This is a genomic window from Arthrobacter sp. 05L421 (genome assembly GCF_056397785.1).
In genome coordinates this window covers 1-5,707 of record NZ_JBFTOC010000046.1, presented here as the reverse complement: position 1 = coordinate 5,707, position 5,707 = coordinate 1, and the positions used below count along the sequence as shown (strand labels likewise).

General features: G+C 60.8%; 6 protein-coding genes. 2 read left to right on the top strand and 4 right to left on the bottom strand.

Annotation, left to right across the window (positions count from 1 at the left end):
- Both AC1DKQ_RS22270 and AC1DKQ_RS22265 read left to right on the top strand, forming a co-directional pair.
- On the top strand, positions 1 to 350 hold a 350-nt coding region (locus AC1DKQ_RS22270), incomplete at its 5' end, for a hypothetical protein (protein ID WP_476920263.1).
- Positions 351 to 803: 453 nt separating this feature from the next.
- Positions 804 to 1,307, top strand: coding sequence for a flavin reductase family protein (locus AC1DKQ_RS22265; RefSeq protein WP_476920262.1), 504 nt, complete (start codon positions 804 to 806; stop codon positions 1,305 to 1,307).
- A gap of 411 nt (positions 1,308 to 1,718) precedes the next feature.
- Here AC1DKQ_RS22265 and AC1DKQ_RS22260 read toward each other — a convergent pair whose 3' ends face one another.
- The 4 genes from AC1DKQ_RS22260 to AC1DKQ_RS22245 all read right to left on the bottom strand — a co-directional run bounded on the left by AC1DKQ_RS22260 (position 1,719) and on the right by AC1DKQ_RS22245 (position 5,647).
- Complete coding sequence (locus tag AC1DKQ_RS22260; RefSeq protein WP_476920261.1) at positions 1,719 to 1,916, bottom strand: hypothetical protein; 198 nt, start codon at positions 1,914 to 1,916, stop codon at positions 1,719 to 1,721.
- Between the two features lie 36 nt (positions 1,917 to 1,952).
- A complete protein-coding gene (locus AC1DKQ_RS22255) occupies positions 1,953 to 2,159 on the bottom strand; it encodes a hypothetical protein (protein ID WP_476920260.1) in 207 nt (68 codons plus the stop codon).
- 774 nt (positions 2,160 to 2,933) lie between these two features.
- Entirely contained in the window at positions 2,934 to 3,845 is a 912-nt protein-coding gene (gene pdxS / locus AC1DKQ_RS22250) for a pyridoxal 5'-phosphate synthase lyase subunit PdxS (RefSeq protein ID WP_476920259.1), read from the bottom strand.
- A 362-nt stretch (positions 3,846 to 4,207) separates the two neighbouring features.
- Positions 4,208 to 5,647, bottom strand: coding sequence for an aspartate aminotransferase family protein (locus tag AC1DKQ_RS22245; protein WP_476920258.1), 1,440 nt, complete (start codon positions 5,645 to 5,647; stop codon positions 4,208 to 4,210).
- Positions 5,648 to 5,707 lie beyond the last annotated feature (60 nt).

The following is a 5,707-nucleotide window of genomic DNA, read 5'->3' as shown; positions in this document are numbered from 1 at the left end:
GCAGGATCACAACGATGTACACGTCGCTGGCCGGGCTCTACAAGCGTGACCCCGACAGCGGCTACGTGTACGTGCGTGACTCATTCAGCCCCGAAGACTTCGGCCAACGGGGTTTGGAACAGGGCGACCGCTGGCACGACCTGGTCGAACGGGTTATCCGCAGAGGCCAGGACGCCGGCGTACTCCGACCGTCGCCGCCGCGCCTTACTGCCCAGAACGTCCACGCGATCTATGTTCACGAAGTGCTCGCCACACACGCCCGCCGCCGCGACCCCAAAACAATAGATGCTAGGCTCGCCAGCCGCTTGGCAGCCCTGCTTGAACCCCTAAGCGTAACTGCGGGGCAGTAGGAAGCCCCCTCGCTTCTTACTGTCATGTCTCAGGGGTGCGTAAGCACTGCTTGGCTGGGCTTCGGCTTGGTGTCGGTCCTGGGCGGCTAATGTTTCCGCTTACCGCGGGCGCTGGCGGGGTCTGCTGCTACGCCTGAAAATTTCGCGCCCTCGCCGCCGTATGGGGTCCCCTTCGAGCGCCTGGGATGGCTGCTGGTCTCCGTCCTAGCGTTCGAAGATCGTGATAGTCGTTTGGTCACAGTTGATGTGGATTGCGTGGTCGCTGCGTTCCTTGCCCACCTGAAGTGCGTCTCAGACTTCACAAGCCCTCGCTTTTTACAACGTTATCGCCCTTGCAGGCCGACATGATTCTTATCAGATACCCCTTGTGTTCTCTCGCACGAAGTGCTGTAATGAAAGTGTACTCCGAAAGAAGTGCACTTTCATTTTAGCTCAGGGGACCGAAGGAAAGCCATGACTACGCTCGCTGTCACTGAATCACTGGATCTCAAAGAGGTCTTCTCAAAGTTTCCGACTGGGGTAGCTGCAATCAGCGCGATGGTACAAGGAGTTCCTAAGGGCCTTGTTGCCTCCTCGTTCACGGTAGGAGTCTCCATGGACCCACCCCTCGTTTCCTTTTCGGCTCAACACACGTCCACTACGTGGCCTGTTCTCCGTAATGCCGAAAGGATCGGTGTCTCCATCTTGGGATCGGAGCAGCAGCAGACATGTCTCCGAATGGCGTCGCGCAAGCCCGACAAGTTCGATGACATCCTTTTCAGCGTCAACGATAAGGGAGCCATCATTGTCCCTGGCTGTTCCCTATGGCTGGAATGCTCCGTCTTTGCCGAACTTCCTGCCGGAGATCATTCGGTGGTACTCCTCAAAGTGGAATCTGCCCAAGCCTATTTTGACAAGAGCCCCATCATTCTCCACGAGTCCCTGTTCAAGTTTCTAGAAGCCCCGCTGGCAGTCTAAACCCGGCCCCCGAAATACTGGCGTGCGAAGGCCATTCCACACCGGGAGCCCGCGAATTACGCACCTACGGAGACACTTCCGAGTCATCCGGTCCGGCTGAGTTTCACTGAAGGGGGTGGGAACGCCCTTCACTCATTTCGTTGACAAGGAAGTCGTGGCCCGTACCAACAGAGCGCCGGGATCGCCTGTGGAAATTGCGCGCCAGAAGAATTGACCTACGGTGTGCCCGCGCATCCTCTGCCTGTAACGGTTTTCCTTTATTTGGTAGTGATTTCCGCCGCCGGCGCACCTGAAGCCCGGGCGCCCGTTCACACAGGATGCCCCGGCCACAGTTCTAGTTGGGGGCTTTTCACGGTTCATGGGGAAGGGATCCCTGATTTGAACGTCAAGCCGCGGTCCGGGCGGCACCTCTCAAGAGAATAACGGATTTGTAATTGCGTGCGTTGTGCTGGCCCGCGCGCGGTGCGTTTGATGTTCTTTGATGGGGCTGTTATTGGCCTCGACCTTGTCGATCGCGGTGCCGGTAATGATGAGCACCTCGGTCTCCTTCCACCACCGGCAGATGGTGCGGTAGAGCGTGTTCGTTTCCGGCCGTGCTGCTTTCTTCACGAGTTCCTCGATTTCGTTTTTCGCAGCCGCAGCGTCTTATGAGCCGGTGGCAGCAGGTCCCTGAGCTGTTCCCTGATCTGCCAGACGGCATTGGAGGGTGACCTTCGGATCGTCAAGCGTGAGTACATATTCCAGGCGGAGGGCGGCCCGGCAGCTGAGGTTGTCGCCGCCGCTCAGCAGGAGCATGCGGCGGGCCCAGGCCTTGTCGCCGGCCGTGGAGGAATCGATGGCGATGACCTCCACGCCAGACGCGATGCCTAGCGGGCGGGCGAAGATCCAGTGTCAGATGCCCTTGTGATCCGGGCCGTCGACCAGGCCAAGGACCTGCCTGGTATCCAGAATCCACGATGGGCGTGGACCCGGTTCAAAMCGGGTCCACGCCCACGTTGACGGGTCTTGGAGGTAGGGCACGGACCGCTCCGTTCGAGGCTGACCGCCAGCTGCACACCGGCACGTCCTGCACCGCCTGAAGCAACACCAGGTTCTCCATGATCGGCAAAGGATTTCATTGCCTGCTGAAGCCATGCTTATCGTCAGGTGCCTCTGCAATCCCGGGCACCCACTCCTCGGGGCAGCACTGACTGTCGGCCGGATCTAGGCCTGAACCCACAGTTCCATGCCGTTGTCCTTATGGAAATAGGATCTCGTGGCCACGCCGTTAGCGGCTATCCATATCCCAGACCCGTCGGGCATTTCAGCCTCCAGGACCCCTCGTCGAACCACGGTGTCGCCAGTACGGATTTCAACGACGTCGCCTACGCGGCAGGCCCGCCATTCCCCTGCAAGCCGGAGGGGATCGGCAATGGGTTGCGGTGAATGAACTGGTGCGGGGTGGTCCACGCTGGAACGACCAAGGGAATGACTCATGATGCCGTCCTGGGTTTGGGGGAACAACTGAATGGGCTGTGAGAGCGTCGGCAGTACTTCTGGCCGATGGTGCACCGGCGTCCGGGCAAGTGTTGGGGATTCTTGCTCTTGAATTTCTGCTATGTCTGGTATGGGCGCTGCCGGTCGTATCTACCAGCCGCGCTCGGCGAGGCGGTGCGGCTGGGGGATCTCGTCGACGTTGATGCCCACCATGGCTTCGCCCAGGCCGCGGGAGGCCTTGGCGATGACATCCGGGTCATCGAAGAAGGTGGTGGCCTTCACGACGGCGGCGGCGCGCTGGGCCGGGTTGCCGGACTTGAAGATGCCCGAACCCACGAACACGCCGTCGGCGCCGAGCTGCATCATCATGGCAGCGTCAGCAGGGGTGGCGATGCCGCCGGCGGTGAACAGGACAACGGGAAGCTTGCCGGCAGCGGCAACTTCCTTGACCAGTTCGTACGGGGCCTGCAGTTCCTTCGCCGCGACGTACAGCTCGTCCTCGGGGAGGGCGGCGAGCTTGGCGATCTCGGCCCGGATCTGGCGCATGTGCCCGGTGGCGTTGGACACGTCACCGGTGCCGGCCTCGCCCTTGGAGCGGATCATGGCCGCGCCCTCGTTGATGCGGCGCAGGGCCTCGCCGAGGTTGGTGGCACCGCAGACGAAGGGAACGGTGAAGTTCCACTTGTCGATGTGGTTGACGTAGTCGGCCGGGGTCAGGACCTCGGACTCGTCGATGTAGTCCACCCCGAGGGACTGCAGGACCTGGGCTTCGACGAAGTGGCCGATGCGGGCCTTGGCCATGACCGGAACGGAAACGGCGGCGATGATTGCATCGATCATGTCCGGATCGGACATGCGGGACACGCCGCCCTGGGCGCGGATATCGGCGGGCACGCGTTCGAGCGCCATCACGGCGACGGCACCGGCGTCCTCGGCGATGCGGGCCTGTTCGACGTTGACGACGTCCATGATGACGCCGCCCTTGAGCATCTCAGCCATGCCCCGCTTCACGCGGCTGCTGCCCGTGACGGATGTAAGGCCAGTATCTTTGCTGCTGTCCACCGATAATTCCTCATGTTTAGAGACCGAATGCCTGACGAGACATGTCCGATCGTTTGCTGGATCAAATGGACCTGCTACAGAAGCCCCTGCGTCCGGAAGGGACGACTTCGGTTTAGATGGAACCTGCCCGGTGCCATGTCCTTTACTGCCGGAAGCGATTCGTGTTCAGCATCGTTCCCGGAGGGGCAAACCGCTAACTTTGTCGCCCTTGGCGGGCTCGCGCGCAGCCGGCATATGCGCGCGAGCCCGCTTCGGGTTTACGCGCAAGCCTGTGTTGCGCGCGGACTTATTTCAGGTTTACCAGCTGAGCTGCCGTGTATCCCGGGAGGGGTCGGCCTCTGGCGGCTTTCAATCCGAGGTGTTCAGGCCTGGAGGGCGGCCAGAATGGCTCCGGTTTCTTTGAGCACTGTACTTACCCTGTCTGCCAGCCAGTCGATTTCGTCGCGGCTGATGATAAGGGGCGGGGAGAACTGGATAAGCGGGCCGCCTCCCTGCTGGTCCACCGCTGCCCGGCAGAGCACGCCTGCGGACAGCAGCGCCGGGGCCAGGTGATCTGCGACAAAGCCGGCAGCATCGATAGGGCCGTCCCATGAGCGCTTGTCCTTGTCGGTGGCCAGCTCGAGGGTCCAGTGATAGCCCGCACCCCGAACGTCTCCGACGAGGGCAAGTGAGCCCAACTCCTCCATCCTGGCTCGGAAGTAATCTTCGTTGTGTCGGACGCTACCCAAAACATCTTCGCGTTCCATGATGGCCAGGTTGGCCAACCCGGCGGCGCAGGCTGTCGGATTTCCTCCGTAGGTGAGGCCATGCATGTAGATTCCTGCAGGACCGTTGAGCACTGTGTCGACCACGTCGCTGCTGGCGATCATTGCGCCGAGGGGGACGTACGCAGAAGAGATTCCCTTGGCGCAGGTGATGATGTCTGGCTTGATGCCAAAACGGGTAGAGCCGAACCATTCCCCGAGTCGTCCGAACCCTGTAATCACTTCATCCGCAACCAAAAGGATGCCGTATTTATCGCAGAGAGCCCGGACACCTTCGCCGTAGCCGCGCGGAGGAGTTACTGAACCGGCCGCGTTTTGCAGCGGTTCGATGAAGATACCGGCAACGGTGTCAGGGCCTTCGTGGTGGATCAATTCCTCAATCTCATGGAGCAGGAAGCTCGTGAACTGCTCTTCGGTTTCGTTAATGGGGCGCCGGTATCGGTTGGTATTTGAGAAATGGCGGGCCCCGTACATGAGCGGTTCGAACGGCTTCCGGAAGTTTGTCAGGCCGTTGATGGACAAAGCCGCAAAGGATGTGCCGTGGTATGCGTTCCTCCTGGCCAGGAACTTGATCCGGGAACCTTCACCCTTGGCCTGATGGTACTGGCGAATCAGCTTGATGGCAGCTTCGTTGCTTTCGGCCCCGCCGGAGGTGAGAAATACCCGGTCCAAGCCGTCGGGTGCGAGCTCTGCGACCTTTGCGGCAAGCCGGACTGCCGGGGGATGGGCATAGCCCCAGTTGGAGTAGTACGGCAGGTCCGACATCTGTGCTTTGACGGCGTCCCCGATCTCTTCACCGTGGCTGTAGCCGATTTGGACGCAGTACAAGCCGGCGAGTGCGTCGAGGTATCGGGTGCCCTTTTCGTCCTCCAGCCAGCATCCCTCGCCTTTGACCATGATGGTCGGAGGGGCCTCGGTGTAGGTGCGGGCTCCGGTGAAGTGCATCAGGAGGTGCTTTTGGGCAAGATCCTGTAGTTCAGAGGACTCTTTAGCCGCTGCTGACGTCTCAGGTGCAAGCGTTTCGGTTGGCGTTGACATGATAGTTCTCTCTTTCTAGGTGAATCCCGCCTGCCCGTGCAAAGTGGCAAGCGGACGGGG